Source organism: Microbacterium sp. SORGH_AS_0454 (assembly GCF_031453395.1).
GTDB lineage: Bacteria > Actinomycetota > Actinomycetes > Actinomycetales > Microbacteriaceae > Microbacterium.
In genome coordinates, this window is the sequence record NZ_JAVIYS010000001.1 from 255,197 (window position 1) to 276,601 (window position 21,405).

The window sequence follows — 21,405 nt, forward strand, 5'->3', positions numbered from 1 at the left end:
CCATCCGACATACCTCGACCTCTCCCCAGCCAAGAATTCATACTTCCCCCACAGCTTCTAGCTGCATCCTTCTTCGTGATTCGAGCTCGAGTACCTCATTATGGATTCACTTACGTAGTCCGCGAACTCCGAGTCGTGCGTGAGCTCACCCCCACCGGCGAAGTAGGTGCGCTCCCGCCCGCCGCGGTATCCCAGCCAGTCGAATGATGACCGAACGGTGGTGTTGTCATAGACAAGAGCGCGTGGCGCATTGCGTTTCTCCACGACTCGCAAATTTGCGAACCGCTTTGCTAAAGCCGTCAATTCGTCCCACGCCGGTCGATCAACGAAAGCCGGGTCGGATGTGTGAAGCGCGACGTGGACGAGTACATCGTCGCGCAGGCGCTGTTCTAGCAATGTCGTGAATTGCTTGCCAACTATGGACCTACGCAAGGACCCGGTGGATAGCACGATCCTGCGCTCTGCCTTCAAAAGTGCGTCGGCGAGGTGCAGGGGGTGGTCCAACGCACTAATCACCGTCGTAGATTCGGCTGGAGGCGACACTTCTGGACTTCGAACAGCTCGCATGCTGGCAGGAGCATCGCGTCGAAGACTCATGTTGAATGCCGTCGCTCCGCCAGCTTCGTCCAGTCTGTCGTTGTGACTGAAGCTTTCTTCACCTTCAACAAGGGCTAGGAGTTCCGGCCGCGCACTCACCTCGTCGGCATATAGGAGCAGTCGTATTGGTAGATATCGGTGCTTCGTCGCCCTCGTCCGTATCACGGAGAGCAATTGCATCCTCCGGGAACGAGCCCGGCCCGTGCCGACCAGGTGCTCCAGGTCGGCCAGTCGCAGGTCCCTTCGCTCAACGTGCTGAGTTCGGAGCGCGGGCAATAGCAACATTCCCCGCTCAACGGCGTCGTGACGCGAGATCAGATCTCGCTCAACGTATTCCGCCACCCTCCATATTGCTCGATCAAAGCACGCCGGTATTTCGAGCTCAACCGGCGCGAGCCCGACCATCTCGGCGGCGGTCAGCCGACCGCGGGATGTGAGATCGATGTCACCGGACTCGTCGCTGTAGGCGAGGTTTCCAGACAGCACGAGCGACGCCGCCGCGTCGGCAAGGCTCTCTCGATCAAGACCGAGTATCGGAGCGATTGCAGCCAGGTTGCCGAGACCAACCTGCACCGAGCGCAACGTGAACTCCTCCAACAATGGGAGGGGCTTCTCCTCCTGGGCCGAAACCAGGACGCGCATGGCTGTGACCGGCAGTGCAGCATGCTCAATCGCTATCAGAACCCGCCCCGGCCGCGCATTTGAGAATCGGGCGCGAATATCCTCGTCCGAGAGCGGGATCATCCTCGCATCTCGCAATCGTCGGGGTTGGCTCGCACGTACTCGACTACTTTCTTCAAGCCACCAGGTGACATTTCACAGAACTGAGCGTCCCCTACCACTGTGAGGCCATACCGCGCCCGCGAGAGCGCAACGTTGATGCGCCTCCAGTAGCTCTCGCCCAAGAAGCCGAGGCGGCCGTCCGTGTTACTCCGAGTGACCGAAAAGATCGCGAAGTCGCACTCTCGCCCTTGCACCGCATCAACTGACTCCACCTCGATGTCAAGGTGAACAAATCGCCCCCGCATGCGAGAGATTCGGCGCTCGAGCTCGTCTATCTGGCTACGGTACGGGGCGACGACCAGGAGCCGGTAGTTTCCGCGACGCGAAGGCACCAGCACGCCGCGCTTCACGGCGTCCTCCAGAAGCGTCAACCTTTCCATCACGAGCTGGGCCTCAAAGTGGTTCACGAAGCTCCCCGGCCCACGCACGTCACGGGTCTCAAAGCGCTCGGGACTAGATGAAGTAGTGATCCAAGTCACTGGTTTTCCTAGCAAGTGCGCGCCGTTAGGCAACTCCTTTGGTTCCGACTCCAGCGCACCTTCGTAGAAGCATGACGAGATCAGGTTACCGATGGCGGGAACCATCCGGTACTGGCGCCTTAAGGTAACGTGGTTGCTTTCAGGCAGATGCCTCACCAGCCGGTCGAAGAGCGTTTCCCGCACCATCTCCGGTGTCAGGTCAGAGTCCCGAAGAATGCCCGGCTCGCGTAGCAAGTCCTCATCGAGCGGGGGCAGCTGATTGGTGTCGCCAACGAGCATGAATTTGCGCGCTCTTACTAGTGGGACCAGGACCTCGGTACTCGTCGCCTTCGAAGCTTCATCCACGATACAAAGGTCATATGTGAGGTCGCGCGCTGCGCGGTGGGCAATAAAGCCGAGACATGTGCCAGCGACGACCCGACTATTGGCTAAGTACACGGAAGCGAGTCGGTCGTCGGAGGCAACGCGCTGAAGCCACTCCGACTGGAGCTTCATCAGTTCAACCAGTCGACTCGCTTCAGGCGACTGCCCGAGTATGAGGTCGATTGCAGCGCGAACATCCTCTGCCGACGCGCTTTGATCGATTTCGAGCCCGTCTCCAAGGTCTTCGCGGGCCGCGCGGAGTAGCGACTCTTCGCGTGCCTGCGCTAGGGTCACCTTCTCCTGAATAGATTCAGGGTCATCAACCAGTTCCATTCTGCTGGCGGTTGTATCTTCCGTCACATGTGCATCTGTGAGTCGTTGTAAGAGGTACTCGGTCGCGTCGCGAGCCGCAAGCCAGTCTTGGAGGTGCACCGCGGCACGGAGTTGCTGTGCCGTAAGTCCGGCTGCACTGGCTTGAGTAGCGAGCTCTGCTTCGGCTCGCGATCTCACACCTGCCGCCCATGTGCGCAACTGCACGTCCAGGAGTAGTTTCTTCGAGCCATCGGCAACGCGGTCATCATCCCGGCCCATCCGGACAACACCGGTGACCCCTATTTCTTCGAGGCGCTGAATCGCATTATCGAGCGCAACATGAGTTTGGCTCACGAGGAGAATTCTTGAGTTGGGCCGACGCTCAAGCTCCTGCCCAACGAGCTCGGCAATCATTCGCGTCTTGCCAGTCCCGGGCGGGCCGGACACGACGGTACAATCGCGGGAGCCGAGGGCTGCGCGCACCGCGTGACGCTTGCTCTCATCGATCTCCGAAATCCACCTTGGCTCGTCAATCTCGGCCGGGGTCTTCGATTCGGACGGGTCCGCCAGAACACTCAGTAACTCAGGTAAAGCGACGTTGCCGCTTTCAAGACGCTGGATTGCATCTCGCTGCCTATCGAGCGCAACCTGAGTGGGCCCGAGGTACGGCGTGAGGGTTCCACGCCCAGGAAGTTCTCTGTCATCTCGGCGCACCCACCTGATTGTCAGCTCGTCGTCCGATTGTTGGACTGCAACGCCGCGGGCCCTAGTTCTGCTCCTCTCATCGACGATTTTCCACTCACTCCCGATGAGGTCCTCGTCGATAGGTACGAGCATTTCGAAGCGTGTCTCCGCGCGACCTCGATCGACCAGTGCGCGGTAGTCCTGCGAGCCGAGCTTAGAAACACCCATCGTTTCGCGAGCAGTCAGCAATCGCCGCCAAACGCCGAGCATCTGGTTCGCGAGCGCCTCCTCCAACGTAGATGACTCATCGGCGTTCTCGTGAAAGTCCAGGAGCCGTTGGAGCAGGTCCCGCTGTCCCCGCACCGCCGCAACGGGGTTGAGCGGCGGTCGCAGCGTCCAAGCGAATAGTGAGTCGAGCCGTAGTGACGATTCCCGCTGACGTTCGAGATCCTCGTACTCAGGTAGACGGATCGAGATAATCACCAGTTGATTCGCCCCGCTGTCCAAACCCACCTTCAACCGCATCGAATCTCCGCACAGAACAAACACTGTGGGGTCGTACGCTTGCGTTTCGGGGTTCAGATGCAGCGACGCGTAAGTCACCGAGGCAAGGTCGGTCTCAACTAAGCGCTCTGCAGCCTCCTTGGTGAGGCTGGGGTCGCCGAGGTGCTCCTGCGCTCGTCGCGTCAGACGTAGGACAACTGTCGTATTGCGTGGACGGGGCGCTTCCGCATCTATCGCTTCGTCAAGCATCCGCGCAAACTCCGCGCCATTCCGCGGCCGGTCGAGCGGAGTAATGGAGATACTCGCCCTCAAGAGTCGATCGACTGCGTCGGGGAGTTGGAGAGCATCCAGGCACGGCAGCAGTTCGTGCAAGCTCTTCGCCCGCTGTTCCACCGGAGTCAGCGCTTGTATAGCGAGAACTCCAAGTGAGTAGACATCCCGTACGTAGCGAGGTCCGCGGCTCAGCTCTGGGGGAGCATAAAGCGGCGTGCCGGCCTGACCAACGGTGAGAGAGGTGTCATCGACAGCTCGTTCTTGCTTCGCAATACCGAAGTCCGCCAATACCGGGCGAGCAGACGCATCCCAAAGAACGTTCGAGGGCTTGAGATCGCGATGCTCGACCTGCAGGACGTGCAGATGTTTGATGACCTGCGCCAGGGGCCTGAGGACCTCGCGTCGAAAGTCCGACCAGGACATCGGCGGGTCCACGTCGATCACATCTTGAAGGTTCTGCTCGATCCACTTGAGCACAACGAAACGCGTTCCCGTGTCGTCAACGCCGTGATCGACGTATTCAACGATGTTCGGATGCGCCGCACGCCGAAGTAGCTCAACTTCTCGTTCGTGAAGCTTCTGCACTAGGTGGTCAGCGCCGGACACGAACTTGACCGCCACCGATCCCCCTGACTTGAGATCGACTGCTTTGTACACCGACCCCGAACCGCCTGTGCGCGCCTTCTGGTCAGGCAGAATTACGTACTGCCCCGCGATAATCTCGGGCTGCCCCATTGCCCACTGCTCCGTTCCGTTTCCCAATAGCGTCTGCGCTAATTTGACCACAACACTGCGAGTGCACTGCCCAGCAGATGCGACACCGGCACCTGCCCCGCTAGTGAACTGGTAACGAGGTGATCGCTTGATTTCAGCCTCGTCGCGTTTGGAGCCGATGATCAGAGACATGTCAGTCATGCTCGCCGCTGAGTTCCGTACTCCGTCTACGCGCGCTCCCGTGTAACGCCCACGTAAACTCCCCCTCTCCCCCACCCCCTCCGCGGGTGAAACAACCGTTACCTCCTCGCCCCCGACGACGCCGTCACGGGTAACGCCCTCTTCCTACGCTGGGCCACACGCTCCGCCGATGCGGGGCGCTGCACCTCCCCAACTTCGCCCGACGGAGGACTCCGTGACCGTAACCGACCCGCGCCCCGCAGCCGCAGGGGCCGCCGCGACTGCAACAGAGCAGGACGCGCAACTCACCCACCGCCCCGGCCGCTGGATCGACAACTGGAACCCCGAGAACCCCACCCAGTGGGCGAACGAGGGCAAGGCCATCGCCTCCCGCAACCTGCGGTGGTCGATCTTCGCCGAGTTCCTGGGCTTCGTCGTCTGGCAGCTGTGGTCGGTCGTCGTCGTCTCGCTGCCCGCGGCGGGCTTCCAGCTGTCGACGGGTGAGATCTTCTGGCTCATCTCCATGCCGAGCCTCGTCGGCGCGACGCTGCGCATCCCCTACACGTTCATGGTTCCGCGCTTTGGCGGCCGCAACTGGACGATCGTCTCGGCCGGCCTCCTGCTCATCCCGAGCATCGGCCTCGCCATCGCGGTCAGCAACCCCGCGACCCCGTTCGGCCTGCTGCTCCTCATCGCCGCCTTCGCCGGCTTCGGCGGCGGCAACTTCGCCAGCTCCATGGCGAACATCACGTTCTTCTACCCGGCCGCGCAGAAGGGCTACGCCCTCGGACTCAACGCCGCCGGCGGCAACCTCGGCGCCTCGGTCGCACAGTTCGTCGTCCCCATCGTCATCACGGTCGGCGCCGCCGCAACCCTCAACCTGCCGCTCGCGGGTCTCATCTGGGTGCCGCTCATCATCGTCGCGATGGTCGGCGCATATTTCCGCATGGACAACCTCTCAAGCGCGAAGGCCGACATCACGGCATCCCTCGCCGCTCTGAAAGAGCCCCACCTGTGGATCATGGCCGTCCTCTACATCGGCACCTTCGGCTCGTTCATCGGCTTCGCCGGTGTCTTCCCGAAGCTGCTCGCCGACACGTTCCCCGACTTCAAGGGCTTCGCGATCGGCACCGCCACCGTCACGCTCGCGTTCCTGGGCGCGCTCGTCGGCTCGCTCGCCCGCCCCTACGGCGGCAAGCTCGCCGACCGCTTCGGCGGCACCGTCATCACGATGGGCGCATTCACGGTGATGGGTCTCGGCATCCTGGGCGTCATCCTCACCCTGCCGATGCAGAACTTCGCGATCTTCCTGCTGTGCTTCCTGGTGCTGTTCGCCGCCGCCGGTATGGGCAACGGCTCGACCTACCGCATGATCCCGACCATCTTCGCCCTGCGCTCCAACAGCGGCATCGGCGCGCAGCGCAAGGCGGCCGCGGCCCTCGGCCTCATCTCGGCGATCGGCGCGTACGGCGGGTTCTTCATTCCGCAGCTGCTCGGCTTCTCGAAGACCACGTTCGGCTCGTACACCCCCGCCCTTGGCTGGTTCGCCCTCGCGTACGTCGCCTTCCTCGCTCTCACCGCGGGCGTGTACCTGCGCATGTCGAAGAAGAGCGGAACCCGCATCTGATGTCCGTGAGCTCCGCCGACACCCACTGCCCCTACTGCGCGCTGCAGTGCGCCATGACCGTGACCCACGAGGGGTCCACCACGGTCGCCGGCCGCGACTTCCCCACCAACAGGGGCGGGCTCTGCGCCAAGGGCTGGACGTCGGCGGAGCTCCTGGCATCCCCCCACAGACTCCGGATGCCATTGACCCGCCAGTCCGACGGAACCCTGGCCGAGACCACCTGGGATGAGGCACTGGATGCCGTCGCGGCGGCGTTCCGCGACACGAAGGCCACGTACGGACCCGACGCCAACGCCATCTTCGGCGGCGGCGGACTCACCAACGAGAAGGCGTACCAGCTCGGCAAGTTCGCCCGCGTCGCGCTCGGCACCTCGCGCATCGACTACAACGGCCGGTTCTGCATGTCGTCGGCGGCCGCGGCATCCAATCGCGCGTTCGGCATGGACCGGGGGCTGCCCTTCCCGATCTCCGACCTCGATGACGCCTCGACGATCCTGCTGCTCGGCTCGAACGTCGCCGCGACCATGCCCCCGTTCCTCGCGCACCTCGCCGGGGCCCGCGCCGCGGGCGGACTGATCGTCGTCGACCCGCGCCGCTCGGCCACCGCGCGGCTCACCGAAGACGGCGCCGGCACCCACCTGCAGCCCGCACCCGGAACCGACCTGCCCCTGCTGCTCGGCCTCACGCACATCGCTTTCGCCGAGGGTCTCGCCGACCGTGCCTATGGTGAGGAGCGCACGACGGGCTTCGACGCGGTGCGGCGATCCGTCTCCGCGTGGTGGCCGGAGCGAACGGCATCCACCACCGGTGTTCCTGTCGCCGAGCTGCGGGCCACCGCCCGGCGCCTCGCCGCGGGCCGCGCGTACATCCTCACCGGACGCGGAGTCGAGCAGCACGTCGACGGCACCGCCACCGCGACCGCCGCGATCAACCTCGCGCTCGTGCTGGGCCTGGTCGGCCGCGAGGGCTCGGGGTATGGCACCCTCACCGGCCAGGGCAACGGCCAGGGCGGACGCGAGCACGGCCAGAAGGCCGACCAGCTGCCCGGCTACCGCTCCATCCGCGACCCCGAGGCGCGCCGGCACGTCGCCGGGGTGTGGGGCGTCGATCCCGACGAGCTTCCGGATGCCGGCATCCCGGCCACTGCCCTGCTCGGCGAGCTCGGCGGGCCGGTCAAGACCCTGCTGGTCGCCGGATCGAACGTCGTCGTCTCGGCTCCCGACGTCGAGGCCGTGCGGGCGGGGCTCGACGCCCTCGACACCCTGATCGTCTGCGACTTCTTCCTCAGCGAGACCGCGGAGCTCGCCGACATCGTGCTGCCCGTCCTGCAGTGGGCCGAGGAAGAAGGGACCATGACCTCGCTCGAGGGCCGGGTCATTCGCCGACGGCGAGCGCTGCCGGGACCCGAGGGTGCCCGCAGCGAGCTGTGGATCCTGGCCGAGATCGCGCGGCGCCTGGGCGCGGCATCCACCTGGTCGGTGAATCCGGCCGAGGTGTTCGACGAGCTCGCCCGGGCGTCGGAGGGCGGGGTCGCCGACTACTCCGGCCTCTCGCACGCCCTGCTCGACACCGGCGTCGAGGCGTACTGGCCGTATCGCTCTTCGAGCACTCCGCGTCCGTTCATTCAACGCTTCGCCCACGCCGACGGGCGGGCGCGTCTGGTGCCGGTGGATGCCACTCCCCCGGCGCCGACCGACCGCGGCGGCGAGCTGACCCTCACCACCGGCCGTTATCTGCAGCAGTACCAGTCGGGCACCCAGACCCGCCGCGTCGCCGAGCTGAACGGCGCCCGCCCCGAGGCGCGGCTCGAGATCCACCCCGCGACGGCGTCGCGGCTCGGCATCCGCGAGGGTGCGCTGGTCGCCGTGTCGAACGAGCGGGGCGAGGTACGGGCACGGGCGACGGTGACCACCGACATCCGCCACGACACCGTCTTCCTGCCGTTCCACTACGCCGGCGACGAGTGCGCCAACCGCCTCACCGAGGCCATCGTCGACCCGACCTCGGCCATGCCCGAGTTCAAGCGCACGCGGGTGCGGGTGCAGGCGATCCCGGATGCCACGACCCCGCCGATCCCTCACGCCACGGCCTTGCCGGTCGTCGTGGCGGAGCACCCGGGTGTGGGGCCCGCGCTCGTCGGGGTCGCGAGAGGTTCGGCGCCGAGCACTCCGCCGTCGAGAACTCTGTCGTCGAGCACCCTGTCGCTGAGCACAGCGTCGTCGCGCACGGCGTCGTCGCGCACACCGTCTTCGCGCACCGAGGAGGAGACCCGTGTCTGAGCGTGTGGTGCTGGTGGGCTACGGCCCCGTCGGGGCGCGGCTGGTCGAGGGGCTCCTGCCCGCGGTGCGAGAGGGGCGGATCGACCTGACCGTCGTCGGCGCCGAGCCGCACGACGTCTACAACCGCGTGCTGCTCGCCGAGTACGCCGTCGGCCGCACCGACCGCGACGGGCTCGACATGGGCGATCGCCGCGTCGCCGAAGAAGCGGGAGTGCGCTTCGCGCTCGGGACGACGGTGGTCGGCGTCGACCGCGACCTCGGGGTGGTGCGCCTGCATGACGGCATCCGTGTTCCCTACGACCGGCTCGTGCTCGCCACCGGGGCGCGAGCGAACGTGCCGACGCTCGCCGGGCTCGAGCGGGCGCAGCGGCACCGATCCGCGCGGCCGGCCGACCCTTCTGCTCTCGATCAGGGCACTGCGCCACTCCCCCGCGGTGTCGTGGCCCTGCGCGACCTCGCCGACGCCGAGCACGTGCGCGCGGCGGTCTCGGCCGGTCAGCGCATCGTCGTGCTCGGCGCGGGAGTGCTCGGCATGGAACTCGCCCTCGCCGCCGCCGAAGCGGGGGCCGAGGTGGTCGTGGCGTACCACTCCGCCGCGCCGATGAACCGGACGCTGGATGAGAACGGCGGACGCGTGCTCGCCGCCGCGGCGAGCGCCGTGGGCGTCGAGATGATGCACCACGCGCGTGCCGAGAGCATCGTGCAACGCTACGACGACCACGGTCAGGCCTGGTTCGACGGACTCGTGTGCGCCGACGGCAAGGTGCTCGCGGGCGACCTGCTGGTGTTGTCGTGCGGCGTCGGGGCACGGACGGAGCTCGCATCGCTCTGCGGTCTCGCCACCTCGGCCGGCGTGCTCGTCGACGCAGCGTCGCGCTCGTGGACCGACCCGAACGTCTTCGCCATCGGTGACTGCGCGCACGTCGCCGACCCCGCCGGAGCCGGTGCCGACGGCCGCGTGCCGGGCGGTCCGAGCGGACTCGTCGGACCCGGCTGGCGGCAGGCCGACAGGCTCGCGGCGTTGCTGTCGTCGGGAGTCGTGGAACCTGTCGCCGTCGAACGCCCCGGCGTCGTCATGCTCAAGGCCGAGGGAATCGACGTGGTCGCCGGAGGCGCGATCGACGCCGACCCCTTCGCACACGCTCCCGGATGCCACGGCCCCCAGGTCACGCTCTGGGCCGACCCGGCCCGCGGCGCGTACGTGAAGCTCGTCACCGTCGAGGGTGTGCTGACCGGCTTCGTCGCGGTCGGGATGCCGCGGACCGGGGCCGAACTCACGCTCCTCTTCGAGCGCGGGTCGGAGCTGCCCGCCGACCGCTCGTCTCTGTTGCGCCTCGACGCACCGGACGCCGGGATGGCACTGGTGGCCGACCCCTTCGCCGCGGACGCCACCGTGTGCTGGTGCAACGGCGTGAGCGCCGGGGCGATCCGCGAGGCGGCCGCGGCGGGCGAACCCACGGTCGCGTGCGTGAAGTCCGCGACCCGCGCCGGCACCGGCTGCGGCGGCTGCGTCGGGCGGATCAGCGAGCTGCTGGCCCGCGAGGCCGTGCCGGCGTGAGGCCGCGGCCACCACGTCCGGCGGCCTCGGCGGCGGCGGGTCACGGCGGCGGCCGGGCCGAACTCCTGAGAAACCGCGTGATCACCCTCCTCTGAACGCGTCCGCGGCCACCGGCATCCTGAATCTCAGGAGTTCGGCCCGCCGCGACGCGCGCACCACCTGCCAGACGCGGGTACGAATTCTGGCCTCGGCGCGCCGCCCCGCCGCCTGCCGACGCCGGACCCGGCTGAGGCGAGGCGAAGCCGCCGGGCCAAACTCCTGAGAAACCGGGCGATCACCCCGCCCTGCGCGCGTTCACGGCCACCGGCATCCCGAATTTCAGGAGTTTCGCCCGCTGCCACGCGCGATACCGTCCCGAAACGCGACGGCAGTACAGTCCACGCATGCCTCCGATCGAGAACCTCGTGGCCTTCGTCGCCGCGTCGGTCGTCATCATCGTCATCCCGGGTCCGAGCGTGCTCTTCGTGATCGGACGATCCATCGCGCTCGGCCGCCGTGCGGGGGTGCTCAGTGTCGTCGGAAACGCGCTGGGCACCGTGCCCGCCGTCATCGCGGTGGCCTTCGGCGTCGGGGCGATCGTCGCGTCGTCGATCGTCGCGTTCACGGTGCTCAAGATCGTCGGGGCGATCTACCTCGTGTGGCTCGGCATCCAGGCCATCCGTCATCGCCACGCTCACGTCGCCGGGGCGAGCCGCGCGCCGTCGTCGTCGTGGACCCTGCTGCGTCAAGGTTTCGTCGTCGGGCTGACCAACCCCAAGACGATCGCCTTCTTCGTCGCGGTGCTGCCGCAGTTCGTCGACCCGCACGCGGGGGCGGTGTGGCTGCAACTGCTCGTTCTCGGCCTGATTTTCCAGATCATGGCGCTCACCTGCGACAGCGTGTGGGCCCTGGCCGCCGGCACCGCCCGCGAGTGGTTTGCCCGCTCACCCAAGCGCATCTCGACCCTGTCGGGCACGGGCGGTGTCATGATGATCGGCCTCGGCGGCGCGCTCGCGCTGTCGGGCGCGAAGAGTTGACCGGCCCGAAGAGCTGACTCGGGCGGTCGTCCAGGTGGCGGCCGTCGAGGTGGCGGCCGTCGAGACGGCAACTCGCTGACAACTCCGCGTCAGCCTGCAACCGGTTTGTCGCGAGATGCAGTCTCGGCGCGGCCGAGCCGAGCCCCGCCACGCCCGACGACCTCAGCGCACACCCAGATCCGCGGATGCCGCGCCCTCGAGCCGAGCCTCGCCAGGCCCGACGACCTCAGCGCACGCCCAGATCCGCGGATGCCGCGCCCTCGAGCCGCGTGCCGTCCGGGGCGTAGCGCGAGCCGTCGACGGGGCTGTCCCACGAGCGCTCCGCGTCGTTCCAGGTGAGCGGGGCCGGGGCCACCACCGCGCGCGTGCGTCCCTCGATCGTCGACACCGCCGCGGTCCGCAGCCCCTGCCGCGACACCACCCCGGCTCCCTCGGCCGGTCGCTTGACCGGTGCGGGCGCCGCCGCGGCGAAGGCGCCCGCGGCCACGCCCACCCGACGCGCGGCTTCGCCGACGCCCCGGCCGAGGTCGGCGGGAACGGTCATGCGCGTGCCGATCGTGCGCATCCACTGCGGCCGGTCGCTGCGCGAGACGCCGCGGATCTCGTCGGTCAACCGCATCGCGGCGGCGGGGGCGTTGGTCAGGCCCCACCCGGCGTATCCGGTGGCGAAGCGCAGGCGTCCGAGGCCCCTCGGCATCCCTCCGACGAAGGGCACGAGGTTGTGCGACTGGTAGTCCTGTCCCGACCAGCGGGCGATCTCCGCGCCCACCGGGAGCGTGCGGCGTGCCCAGGCGGCGAGCCCCTCGGCGAGCGCGACCTCCGAGGGAGCGGAGCCGACCGGATGCCGTGCCCCGGTCACCAGCAGGACCCCGCGCCCGAACGACGACGGTGCCGCGACGATGCTGCGCCCGTCGGCGCCGACCTCGCTCCACATGCCGCCGGGGGCCTCGGCATCCCCCTCCATCTCGAAGGCGATCGCCCAAGAACGCAGGGCGCGGGTCTTCAGGTCGTACAGACCGCGGCGGGCGATGGGCGTGCCGGTGGCGAGAACGACGGTGTCGCCGAAGATCGTGCCGTGGTCGGTGTCGGCGCGACCGGCGGGCAGAGCGTGCACGTCGGTCACGCGGACGCCCGTGTGCAGCGTCGCCCCGGCCGCCAGGGCCGCCTCGGCGAGGGAGCGCGAGAGCGCGACGGGGTCGAGGGCGAGCTGGTCGTCGAGGGCCAGGGCACGCACAGCGGTGCGGCCGCCGAGGTCTGCGGGGCCGTCTTCGCGGATGGGCAGCCCGGCCTCGCGCGCCACATCGCGTACCGCGTCGAGAGCGGTGTCGGTGGCGAGACCCCGCCCGAAGGTGAAGGCGGTGCGCCGATCGGCGGCGGCGCCGGCGCGCTCGGCGAGCCACTCCTGCCCCGCACGGTTCGCGTCGACATACGCCTTCACGAGTCCGGCCGGGTGGTGGGCGCGGAGCGCCGCGAGGGTCGTCCCCTGCAGAAGGGATGCCATACCCACCGACGCCCCGGTCGCCCCCTGCCCCACGTCGCCTGCGTCGACCACCGCGACATCGACCCCCGCCTCGGCGAGCATCACGGCGACCGAAAGGCCGGTGATCCCGGCGCCGACGATGACCACGGCGTGCCGGGCGTCGGGTTCGAACGGCGTCCCGTCGACGGACGTCTGGTCGCGGTGCCACAGGGAGGAGGTCATGCGTTCATCCCATCGCGGGCGCGAGGGTCTCGGTATGCGGTTGCCACCGACGCCCCGATCATCTACGCGACGCCCGCGTAACCCGACGCCGCGCGCGGGCGGCCCGCGGATAGGCTCGGGGCGTGACCGACAGCGCCGCCCCCTCGAGCCGCACCGCCGTCGTGTCCGCGGCTATCGACCTCTTCGTCGAGCACGGCTACGACCAGACCTCGGTCGAGCAGATCGCGCAGGCGGCCGGGGTGTCGCGGTCGACGTTCTTCCGGCAGTTCGGCGGCAAAGAAGACGTCGTGTTCGCCGACCACGAGGTGCTTCTCGCCGAGACGCGCGCGTATCTCGCCCAGCCGCACGACGATCCGTGGGCGGCCGTGTGCGAGGCGTCGGTGCGCGTGTTCCGGCACTTCGCCGCCGACCCCGAGGTCGCCCGACGCCGCTACGCCATCGTGCGGCAGATCCCGGGCCTTCGCGACCGCGAGATCGTCACGGTGTTCCGCTACGAACGCCTCTTCGACGAGTACCTGCGCGAAGCGCTCCCCGGTCTCGACCCCCTGGATGCCGTCGGCTTCGCGGCCTCGGTCACGGCGGTGCACAATCACGTGCTGCGCCGATTGATGCGGGGCGCTCGGGTGCCGGCATCCATTCTCCGTCGCGCTCTCGACGACGTGCTGCGCCGCTACGGCGTGCACCCCGACGGCGATGACGCGGCCGGCGACGACCTGATCGTCGCGGCCTTCCCCCGTCGCATGCCCGCCGCGGAGGTCACGCGGCGCCTGCGCGGGGCGCTGGGCGACTGACGCGCGGGCTTCGCGGGGGCCGTCCCTCGCGTGCCCGCCCGCCCGCCCGCCCGCCCGCCCGCCCCACCCGTTGAGTGTCCAAAACACCCGGACGTTGCGAAAAATCGTCCGGGTGTTGTGGACACTCAACGTCCAATCACGCACCGCCACCGCGGGACTCGACGTCGAATGACGCACCGCCATCGCGGGGCGGGGCCCCTGCGTTGAGTATCCAAAACACCCGGACATTTTGAAAAATCGTCCGGGTGTCGTGGACACTCGACGTCGAAGCGGGCCCGGTCATCGCGGGGCGCGCGACACGGCGCCGCGCGCACCCGGGCACCCGGGCACCCGGGCACCCGGGCACCCGGGCACCCACCCGAGCATCCGCCCGAGCGTTCGCCGCGAGTCTCTCCCGGCACGTGACACCCAGTATCAACATGCGCGATACTGGGACCCATGACCATCGACGCCGATGCCCGCGCGCTCCCCGGAGAGCGCGTCGCCCGCTACGACCTGCTGGGCCGCCGCGACACCGACTACTACGCGGTGTTCGCCGACATCCCTGACGCCGACCGCGCGATCTGGGACACCGCCAAGGTTTTCGCCGACGAAGTCGGCACGCGCATGCAGGGCGAATGGGATGCCGCGAGCTACCCGATCGACCTCGTCCGGCGCATGGGCGAGCTCGAGCTGTTCACCGACGGCATCGAGCACGACGAGCTGCCCTACACCTCGCCGCTGGCCGCGGGCCTGGTCAATATGGAGATCTCGCGCCACGACGGCTCGCTCGCCACGGCCCTCGCCGTGCAGGGCGGACTCGCGCTGCGAACGCTCGCGCTCTACGGCTCGCCCGAGCAGCAGCAGCGCTGGCTGAAGCCCCTCGCCGACGGCACCGTGCTCGGCGCCTTCGCGCTGACCGAGCCCGACCACGGCTCCGACTCCGTCTCTCTCGAGACCACCGCCACCCGCACCGACGAGGGCTGGTCGCTCAGCGGTACGAAGAAGTGGATCGGCAACGGCGCCTCCGGCGGCATCACCTTCGTCTGGGCGCGCGTCGAGAACGAGGGCGGCGACGACCACGGCAACGTGCGCTGCTTCCTCGTCGAGCAGGACACCCCGGGCTACACGGGCACCGTCATCACCGGAAAGGTGTCGCTGCGCGGCATCCACCAGGCTCACATCGCGATGGACGAGGTGCGTCTTCCCGCGGATGCCGTGCTGCCCGGCACGCACACCTTCAAAGACGCATCGGTAGTTCTGTTCGCCACGCGATCGGGCGTCGCCTGGTCGGCGCTCGGCCACGCGACCGCCTGCTACGAGATCGCCCGGACATATGCCACCGAACGCATGCAGTTCGGCAAACCCCTCGCCAAGTTCCAGATGGTGCAGGAGCGGCTCGCGCAGATGCTCGACGAACTCACCGCGATGCAGCTCTACTGCCGCCGCCTGGCCGACCTCGAGTCCAGCGGAGGCCTGCGTCCCACCCAGGCGTCGCTCGCGAAGTACCACAACACCCGGGCGGCCCGCCGGGTCGCCACCATCGCGCGCGACCTGCTGGGCGGCAACGGCATCCTGCTCGAGAACGGCGTCATGCAGCACATGGCCGACATCGAGGCCATCCACACGTACGAGGGGACCGAGAGCGTCCAGGCCCTCCTGCTCGGCCGCGACATCACCGGAATGAGCGCGTTCGTCTGAGCCCGGATGCCGGCACCCCGGCGCCCGCGCGTCGAGGGGGCTACGCGGACGCCACCGCCTCCGCTGCGGGAGCCGGGCCCGTGCCGAAGCGCGTCGGCAACACCACCGTCACCGTCGTCCCTAGCCCGGGGGCGCTCTCTATCGCGATCTCCCCGCCGTGGGCGTCGACGATCTTCTTCACGATGGACATGCCGACGCCGATTCCCTGGATGGCGTCGTCTCGCACGACCTGAGCCCGATAGAAGCGGTCGAACACGCGCCGTCGAACGTCGGCGGTCATCCCGATCCCGGTATCGGCCACCGAGATCGACAGTTCCTCGTCGCTTCGTCGCCGCGCGCTGACCGTGACGAGTCCCCCGCGCCCGGTGAACTTCGTCGCGTTGCCCACGAGATTTTCGACCACCTGCGCCAAACGGGTCGGATCCGCCTCGATGAGAAGATCGGCGGACACGTCGGTCCGCAACTCGATACCGGCGCGCCCGGCCAACACGGTGAACGGTTCGACCGCACGCCCGATGATCGATGCGACGTCGACCTCCCGAACCTCGAGCTGCACCTGCGAATCGGCGACCGTCAGCAATTCGCTGACACGATCGAGCAAGGTGTCGGTGTTGCGCAGGATCGTCGCCAGCCACGAGTCGATCCCGAGCCTCTTCGCGTCTTCCCCGAGGACGTCGACGATCTCTTCCGTGTAGCCGATGATCGATGTGAGCGGAGTACGCAGCTCATGCGACACCGTCGTCAAGAACTCCTCGCGCACCTCGATCGCCTCTACCAGCTCGGTCACGTCGTACGCGGCGATCACCGTGCCGAGGAGGGTGCCGTCTTCTCGGTGCACGCGGCGCGACGATGCCATGATGGCGATCTGGCTGCCCGGGCGGCCGAGCCATTCGATGTGATTCGCGATGATCTCGCCCCGCAGGGCACGCGGAATGATCTGGCGCTCGAGCGGAATCCTCGTCTTCCTGTCGGCCATCAATGCGTCGGGTCCTGCATACGGGGGAACGTCGAGACGGAATCCGACGACATCGACCATCTTCGCGGCGGTCGCATTGGCGAGCACGAGCTCGTTTCGCGCGTTGTAGTACGCCACGGCTCCGCTGACGGTGTCGAACACAGAACGCAGGAGCAATTCCGCCTCGTGCGACTGCTCCAAAGCGGTGCGAAGCCTCGCCGTCGCTTCCTCCGACATTCGACGCCGCATTTCGAAGTTTCGCGAGCCCAGATGGATCGCGACCGATAACCCGGTCGCGATGAAGGGGAGGGTCAGAACATTCACGAGCGCGAGGAGAGTCGTCACGGGTCGTCCGCCGAGAAGAAAGGGAAGACCGGCGATGACGATGCCGGACACGAGGATCAGCGCGAGTCCGGGCCACCCGAACCGGTACGCGATCCACGCGAAGGGGACGAGGGACAGCAGTCCCACGGACGGCAGGTACGGCAGGAGGGCGGTGCGCACGAACGCGATACTGACGATGTCGAGCACGGGGATGACGATGATCCACCCCGTGTGCATCCACGTCTGCCGCGGCGAGAGGAACAGTGCCGAGGCAGCCGCCAACACCCCCAAGCCCAGCCACAATTCCGCCGATCGTTCGAGTTCGGGAACGGCGATGAGCATGACCACCGAGAGCAGTGTGACCCCGAGCAAGAAGGGCAACTGCAGACGCACGAACAGCTGACCAGGAAGAAGGGGCGTCCAAATTGATCGATCGGGCATGCCGCCCCCTTCCGCGCGCCACAGGACGGCGCTGCCTCGTGCGATTTTGCCAGCATCTGGGATGAGGTTTTCTGCGCCGACCGTCGCGGTACTTTCCGGGCAAGATATCTCATATGGGAGCTTCGGTTGTGGTTGTGGACGACGACGATGACATCGCCGATCTGTTGCTGATGGGTCTCGACCGAGCAGATATCTCAGCCGTTCGGGCGAGCAACGGGGAGGAAGGCGTCGACGCCGTGCTGCGCGAACGGCCGCGCGTCGTTCTTCTCGATTGGATGATGCCCGTCATGGACGGCATCCGAGCGTGCGAGAAGATCAGGGCGACGTGCGGTATCGAGCAGCCCCGCATCCTCATGCTCACCGCCCGCGCGCAGTCGGAAGATCAGTGCCGAGCGCGCGAGTCGGGCGTCGACGCGGTCATCTCGAAACCTTTCCGACCGCGGGCGGTCGTCGCCCAGGTCCGGGAGATCCTCGAGGGTTGACCGAGGACTCCGGCGGAGCCGCGTCGCCGCGCCCTAATCCGCCTCGTCACCCGGCGCAAGACACACCGGCCATGTCGGAGGTCCCCAGTACCGTGTGAGCATGGGCCTGTTCTCCCGCCACCCCGCGCCGCACGACACCGTCCGTTCCGTCCCCCCGGCGGCACAGACGCCACCGAAGAGTCTGTGGTCCGACGGCTTCGGGCGTCTCGCCATCCGCGCCGTGCAGATCATCATCGTCGTGGTGCTGGTGACCGGGCTCATCTGGGGCATTCGACAGGTCACGCTGGTGATCATCCCGCTGGTCCTCGCCCTCATCTTCGCGTCGGCCTTCGGGCCGGTCACGATGTGGATGAGGCGAAAGGGCGTGCCCGCCGTCTTGGCGACGCTGCTGACGCTGCTCGCGGTCGTCGTCGTTCTCGGAGCGCTCGGCTGGCTGGTGGCGAACGCCGTCATCAATCAGTGGGACTACCTCAGCTCGCAGGCCACGCAGGGCTTCGAGCAGGCGCAGGACTGGTATCACACGCTCCCCTTCGCCGTCTCGCCCGACCAGGTGAATCAGGCCGCTCCAGGGGGTCCAGAGCTTCGTCACGAGCTCGGAGTTCGGCACCGGCGCCCTCGCCGGGGTCAGCGCTGTCGCATCGTTCGTCACCGGCTTCGTGCTCATGGTCGTCATCCTGTTCTTCTTCCTCAAGGACGGCCCCCGCATGTGGGAGTTCGTGCTGCGCCCCTTCCGCGGCAGCGACTACGAGCGCGCACGCCGGATCGGAGACAAGACCGTCACCGTGCTGGGCTCGTACGTCCGCGGCACGGCATCCGTGGCCGCCGTCGACGCGATCGGTATCGGCATCGGGCTGGCGATCCTGCAGGTGCCCCTCGCCCTCCCCCTGGCGGTCCTTGTCTTCCTTCTCGCTTTCATCCCGATCGTCGGCGCCGTCACCGCCGGGATCTTGGCCGCGCTCGTCGCCCTGGTCACCAACGGGCCGATCGTCGCCCTGATCGTGGTCGGCATCGTGGTGCTGGTCAACCAGCTCGAGGGCAATTTCCTGCAGCCGGTTCTCATGGGTCGCTCGATGAAGCTGCACTCCTTCGTCGTCCTGGTGGTGCTCGCAGGTGGCACCGCGATCGGCGGCATCCTGGGCACGCTTCTGGCCGTCCCGCTGACCGCCGTGGTGTGGGGCGTGATCAGCGTCTGGAACGGCGATGACAAGCCGGCCGAGTGGGCGCGCCGCAAGAAGCGTCGCAACCCCGTTCCGCTCGCCGGGGGCGAGAGCGAGGACTGACGCCGTGGGCTACGACATCCCCGCACCGATGCTGGCGAAGTCGGTGCCCCAGGTGCCCGAGCACGCCAAGGTCGCGGGCGGGTTCAGCTACGAACCCAAGTGGGACGGCTTCCGCGCGCTGGTGTCGTGGGACGGCACCGACGTCGAGATCGGCAGTCGCGGGGCGAAGCCCCTCACCCGGTACTTCCCCGAGCTGGTCGCGGCGTTCGCCGAGATCCTGCCCGAGCCGTGCCTCATCGACGGAGAGGTCGTGGTCGCCCGCGGCCAGGCCGGCGCGCAACGCCTCGACTGGGAGGCCCTGTCGCAGCGCATCCACCCCGCGGCCTCGCGCGTGGCCCTGCTGTCCGAAGAGACGCCGGCGATGTTCATCGCGTTCGACCTGCTCGCCCGCGGCGACCGCGACCTGCAGAACGAGCCGTTCTCGGAGCGCCGTGCGCAGCTCGAAGACCTGTTGGGCACCGTGCCGCACCCCGTTCACGTCACCCGCACGACCGACGACCCCGACCTCGCGCGCCGGTGGCTCGCCGAGTTCGAGGGCGCGGGCCTCGACGGCGTGATCGCCAAGCCGCTCGCCCAGCCCTACGCGCCGAACAAGCGCACGATGTTCAAGATCAAGCACGCCCGCACGGCAGACGTCGTCGCCCTCGGCTACCGCATCCACAAGTCGGGCGAGGGCGTGGGTTCGCTGCTCGTCGGTCTGTACGACGACGAGGGTCGCCTGCACGGCGTCGGCGGTGTCTCAGCATGGACCGACAAGAAACGGCGCGAGCTCATCGACGAACTCGCCCCGCTCGTCGAGCGAGATGCCGACGGCGCCGCCGTCGTCGGCGAGACCGACCGTTCACGCTTCTCGGCGTCGAAAGACGTATCGTTCGTCCGGCTGCGCCCCGAGCTCGTGCTCGAGGTGCGTTACGACCAGCTCGAGGGCATGCGCTTTCGCCACACCGTGCAGTTCGACCGCTGGCGCCCCGACCGCGACGCCCGCTCCTGCACGTTCACGCAGCTCGAGACGGTGTCGTCGTACGACCTGGGCGACGTGCTGGACTGAGTCCGGCGACTCCCGCACTGTCGCTCAGCCGGTGGGAGCGGCATCCCCTTCCCGCTCGGCCCGCCGTGCGATCACGACGACCCCCGCAGCCGCAGCGGCGAACATCGCCGCGAGAATCGCCCACCCGCCCGTGCCGAGATCGATCGCCGTGAGCGTCACCACGGCGGGGGCGATCATCGCGCCGACCGCGTATCCGGTGCCGTAGACGCCCTGGTAGCTGCCCATACGTTCCTGCGGGGCGAGGTCGAAGCTCAGGCTCCAGCCTGCAGCGCTCGAGGTGATCTCGGCGAGGGAGTGCACGACGGCCGCGACCAGCAGCACCACGATCACCGCCGCCACCGGGCCCCACCCCTCGCCGCCGATCCAGCCCGCGCCCGCCCAGAGCGCGCACGCCGCGACCATGAGCCACCCTGCCCTGCTCATCGCGCGTCCGGCCCCGGCGAAGGTGCCGGTCCCGCGACTCATCCGCACCTGCAGCAGCACCACGACGACCGTGTTGACGAGCAGCAGTGGGCTGACGACCACGTCGGGGGCGATCGTGTGCGCGACGACCCACAGCGGTACGCCGATCTCGAACACACCGAATTGGATGCCGAACACTCCCATGAGAGCGGTGAGCCACAGGAACCGCGGGTCCCGATAGGGACTCCGGCCTGCCTCGGCGGGGGCGTCCGGCGCGGGTTCGGCGGTGGAGACGTCGACGCGAGCCGGGTCGAGTCCGGCCACGAGCAGCGCGGACAGCAGGAAGAACGATCCCGAGACGGTCATCGTCACGTGGAAGGCGAACGGCGTGCCGAGGGCGAGCGGGATCGCCGCGACCGCGGTGCCGATCCCGATCCCGACATTGGTCACGGTCCGCATGGCGGCGCGGATGCGTACGCGGTCGTCTCCGCGGAACGCCCGCCCGACCACGGACGAGCGCACGCTCCCGCCGCCCTGTTGTGCGAGCAGCACGAGCGAGGCGACGATCACGAGCGAAGCAAGATCCCTCACGAAGAGGTAGCCGATGAGCGCCGTGCCCTGCACCACGTGCAGCACGATCAGCATCATCCGTGCGCTGACGCGGTCCGAGAGGTGACCGAAGGCGAGCGAGCTGGCCACGCCGACCGCGCCGGCGATGGTCAAGCCGATACCGACCGTCACGGGCTCGAGTCCCACGATGAGGGTGAGATACAGCGTCGTCAGAGTGAAGAACGCGCCGCGTCCGAGGGTGTCGACCAGCGTGATCGTCAGCAGGCGGCGCAGAGTCTTGTCCGTCTGCACGAGAACTTTCAGGGGGACGGCGGGGATCGTGCTGGTCACCCCTCCATTGATCCAGTCGGCGGAGAGGCGT

14 protein-coding genes and 1 pseudogene are annotated in these 21,405 nt (G+C 68.1%); 10 read left to right on the forward strand and 5 right to left on the reverse strand.

Annotated features, from left to right (window positions below; translation table 11 throughout):
* Positions 1–57: 57 nt before the first annotated feature.
* Positions 58–1,341, reverse strand: coding sequence for a hypothetical protein (locus tag QE454_RS01115; RefSeq protein ID WP_307458874.1), 1,284 nt, complete (start codon positions 1,339–1,341; stop codon positions 58–60).
* Positions 1,338–4,730, reverse strand: coding sequence for an AAA domain-containing protein (locus QE454_RS01120; RefSeq protein WP_307458871.1), 3,393 nt, complete (start codon positions 4,728–4,730; stop codon positions 1,338–1,340). Before QE454_RS01120 ends, QE454_RS01115 begins: the two co-directional genes overlap by 4 nt.
* Before the next feature lie 394 nt (positions 4,731–5,124).
* Between QE454_RS01120 and QE454_RS01125 the strand changes: the two genes are divergently transcribed.
* The 4 genes from QE454_RS01125 (at position 5,125) to QE454_RS01140 (ending at position 11,369) form a co-directional block, all read left to right on the forward strand.
* On the forward strand, positions 5,125–6,516 hold the full coding sequence (locus QE454_RS01125; protein ID WP_309668497.1) for an MFS transporter: 1,392 nt from the start codon (positions 5,125–5,127) through the stop codon (positions 6,514–6,516).
* Positions 6,516–8,795, forward strand: coding sequence for a molybdopterin oxidoreductase family protein (locus QE454_RS01130; protein WP_307458869.1), 2,280 nt, complete (start codon positions 6,516–6,518; stop codon positions 8,793–8,795). The genes QE454_RS01125 and QE454_RS01130 overlap by 1 nt, the downstream gene beginning before the upstream one ends.
* Positions 8,788–10,353 carry an FAD-dependent oxidoreductase gene (locus tag QE454_RS01135; protein WP_307458866.1) on the forward strand — a complete coding sequence of 522 codons (1,566 nt, stop codon included), beginning with the start codon at positions 8,788–8,790 and terminating at the stop codon, positions 10,351–10,353. Before QE454_RS01130 ends, QE454_RS01135 begins: the two co-directional genes overlap by 8 nt.
* A gap of 383 nt (positions 10,354–10,736) precedes the next feature.
* Entirely contained in the window at positions 10,737–11,369 is a 633-nt protein-coding gene (locus tag QE454_RS01140; protein WP_210072240.1) for a LysE family translocator, read from the forward strand.
* A 226-nt stretch (positions 11,370–11,595) separates the two neighbouring features.
* Here QE454_RS01140 and QE454_RS01145 read toward each other — a convergent pair whose 3' ends face one another.
* On the reverse strand, positions 11,596–13,071 hold the full coding sequence (locus tag QE454_RS01145) for an FAD-dependent oxidoreductase (protein ID WP_307458863.1): 1,476 nt from the start codon (positions 13,069–13,071) through the stop codon (positions 11,596–11,598).
* A gap of 122 nt (positions 13,072–13,193) precedes the next feature.
* Between QE454_RS01145 and QE454_RS01150 the strand changes: the two genes are divergently transcribed.
* Positions 13,194–13,862 (forward strand): TetR/AcrR family transcriptional regulator, encoded by a 669-nt coding sequence (locus QE454_RS01150; RefSeq protein WP_210072242.1) that lies wholly within the window; start codon positions 13,194–13,196, stop codon positions 13,860–13,862.
* Positions 13,863–14,300: 438 nt separating this feature from the next.
* Entirely contained in the window at positions 14,301–15,542 is a 1,242-nt protein-coding gene (locus QE454_RS01155) for an acyl-CoA dehydrogenase family protein (protein ID WP_307458858.1), read from the forward strand.
* A gap of 40 nt (positions 15,543–15,582) precedes the next feature.
* On the opposite strand, the gene QE454_RS01160 is transcribed toward QE454_RS01155, so the two are convergent.
* Complete coding sequence (locus QE454_RS01160; protein WP_210072244.1) at positions 15,583–17,262, reverse strand: cell wall metabolism sensor histidine kinase WalK; 1,680 nt, start codon at positions 17,260–17,262, stop codon at positions 15,583–15,585.
* A gap of 134 nt (positions 17,263–17,396) precedes the next feature.
* Here QE454_RS01160 and QE454_RS01165 point away from each other — a divergent pair, with 134 nt between their 5' ends.
* From QE454_RS01165 to QE454_RS01180, 4 genes and pseudogenes are all read left to right on the forward strand, one after another.
* A complete protein-coding gene (locus QE454_RS01165) occupies positions 17,397–17,744 on the forward strand; it encodes a response regulator (RefSeq protein WP_267786222.1) in 348 nt (115 codons plus the stop codon).
* 100 nt (positions 17,745–17,844) lie between these two features.
* A pseudogene (locus QE454_RS01170) lies at positions 17,845–18,234 on the forward strand (AI-2E family transporter); the annotation flags it as partial.
* A gap of 166 nt (positions 18,235–18,400) precedes the next feature.
* The gene (locus tag QE454_RS01175; RefSeq protein WP_396652945.1) at positions 18,401–19,024 is read left to right on the forward strand and encodes an AI-2E family transporter; all 624 of its coding nucleotides are present in this window, start codon (positions 18,401–18,403) and stop codon (positions 19,022–19,024) included.
* A gap of 4 nt (positions 19,025–19,028) precedes the next feature.
* Positions 19,029–20,072 carry an ATP-dependent DNA ligase gene (locus QE454_RS01180; protein ID WP_307458853.1) on the forward strand — a complete coding sequence of 348 codons (1,044 nt, stop codon included), beginning with the start codon at positions 19,029–19,031 and terminating at the stop codon, positions 20,070–20,072.
* Between the two features lie 24 nt (positions 20,073–20,096).
* Here QE454_RS01180 and QE454_RS01185 read toward each other — a convergent pair whose 3' ends face one another.
* On the reverse strand, positions 20,097–21,374 hold the full coding sequence (locus QE454_RS01185; protein WP_307458851.1) for an MFS transporter: 1,278 nt from the start codon (positions 21,372–21,374) through the stop codon (positions 20,097–20,099).
* Between the last annotated feature and the right edge of the window lie 31 nt (positions 21,375–21,405).